We start from the raw sequence: 1,975 nt of genomic DNA, 5'->3' as shown, positions 1-1,975 counted from the left end.
CTCCATTGGAACGGTCCTTCCCTTGTGGCGCCTCTCGAAGCGACCACGTTAGGCACTTTTGATGCCGGTTCGAAGGGCCGTTCCACACCATCAAAATTCATGACTTGATGTTGGCCGATCTGCGGCGACGAACGTGGGCTCGCGCGCGGTTCTATTTGGCGCCGCGTCCAGTCGAAGGCCTGGCAGACTTCCGGACGGACAAATAAAAGCCTTCGCGTTGATTGCTCGATCGCTGCTGCGGAAACGTCTTGCTTCGTAGCCAAGAGCTTCCAGTTTCCCGGTGTCGCATCAGCCGGGAGCCCATCGGACTTCCGGACATACATATAAAGCGTCTTGTCGAGCGTGTTCTGGTAAATTTGTAGCTCGTTGCAGATCGAAATCAACATCGCCGAGGGCGACCATCCTGCACCGTTCTTGCGCGCACTATGAAGTGACTGGTGCGGACGTTCGGATTTGAACCGAAGTTTCCAGAGTGGAAGTCTGGCGCTCTACCTTTGAACTCATCCTGATCCAGCGAGTTGTCGTAAATGCGACATCGGTTTTGATGGGTAGAGGTTGCGGGCTGGCCCAAATCTACCTGTCTTGCCGCCAATACGGCAGTGCGATCGAAAAAAAAGCGCAGGCAATGCGCATTGCGGCCGCTGGCACACGTCGTGCACACACCGTGAAGCGGCGCCAGCTAAGTCGGATCATTCGCTTTAGTTGCGAGTGGCGCGCGCCTCTTGAGGTGATATGCGATATAAACTTCTTTGTTTTGTAGCCGCAACAGCCTCGCTCGTTGCAAGCGGCGCCGCTCATTCGGCCGATCTCGGAGTCACAGTGAAGGCGCCGCCGGCTCTATGGAGGTGGACCGGCGGATACATAGGAGGGTCCTTCGGCGGGGGCTACGGCCGGACATCGTTCACTGACCCCTATGGCCCCTTGATTTTCGGTGACGTAGTCGACACCCCTCTGTTCGTGGCCGGAAGTCAGATTGGCTACAATTGGCAGAGGGAGCGCTGGGTTTTTGGCCTCGAATTGGATAGCAGTGGCGCAATCTCCGAGGGTACAAACACCTGTCTTGCCGTCTCCGGCATCATCGTGAGCGCAAACTGCAAAGCAGGTCCAGACGTCTTTGCGACCGGGACCGGTCGGCTGGGTTATGCCTTTGGCCCGCAACGGCCGCACACTAGCCTATCTCAGGCTAGGCGTGGCATGGCAGCACAATCGCGGCGATATCGTCAATAACAACGAACCTGGCGAGGCGCCACAGAATGCCACACATTTCGATGACAGTCGTTTCGGTGGCACAATCGGCGCAGGCATCGAGCAAGCGCTCACGCCAGAATGGTCCGTCAAATTCGAGTACGACTATCTGAGGTTCGGCGGACCAAGCGACCCCTCCAACACACAATATCCGCCCTCTTTGGTGGTCTCAGCCAATATCACTAGCCTGTCCAGCAGCTATCACGTCGGTAAGGTTGGTCTGAACCGGGGACGCCGGAATGGTCCGATCCACCGCTCTACGGGACAAAGCCGGCCGTTAGCGTTCGCGGTTTTGTTTCGCTTACAGGCACTCCGTCGATCCTGACGTCTCCGACGTCAGGATCGACGGACGATTGATGGTCAATAGCGTGGTCTTGTCAGGTCCCGAGCCACCCTACGAGCGCGATCAATGAAGCTTGCCGCACTTCGAGCGATACGTTGGAAACGGCAACACGCCGCACTCGATCCTAGAAATCTGACGCAGCGTCGATCTCGACGTACGGCACGGCAACACATGGATTTGCAGTCGGCGAAGTCGTCATAGCCAAGGCTTCTCTGTAAGACTACCGACCTGACAGAAAGGAATCATTCCGGAAGTCAGGCATAATCCACTTCGGTGCACAGTTCCCCGGGGCACACCCACAGCTATCCTCGGAAAAGGAACCCGTCACGGCTCCAACGCAACCTGCAAGCCCGCGTTGCCTCCAATATGCACATAACGGGGCCCGAT

The 1,975-nt window shown here is 57.1% G+C and carries 2 protein-coding genes; one reads left to right on the top strand and one right to left on the bottom strand.

The features are described from left to right. Window positions 1-386: hypothetical protein (locus K359_RS64120; protein ID WP_210164121.1), on the bottom strand; the 386-nt coding region annotated here is incomplete at its 3' end. Between the two features lie 755 nt (window positions 387-1,141). On the opposite strand from K359_RS64120, the gene K359_RS65625 reads away from it, so the two are divergent. Next, window positions 1,142-1,570, top strand: a complete 429-nt coding sequence (locus K359_RS65625; RefSeq protein WP_245284965.1) for an outer membrane protein — start codon at window positions 1,142-1,144, stop codon at window positions 1,568-1,570. Window positions 1,571-1,975: the final 405 nt, after the last annotated feature.

This window comes from Bradyrhizobium sp. th-b2 (genome assembly GCF_000426785.1).
Taxonomy (GTDB): Bacteria; Pseudomonadota; Alphaproteobacteria; order Rhizobiales; family Xanthobacteraceae; genus Bradyrhizobium; species Bradyrhizobium septentrionale.
The sequence above is the reverse complement of the archived record's forward strand: the minus strand, read 5'-3'. Positions and strand labels throughout refer to the sequence as shown.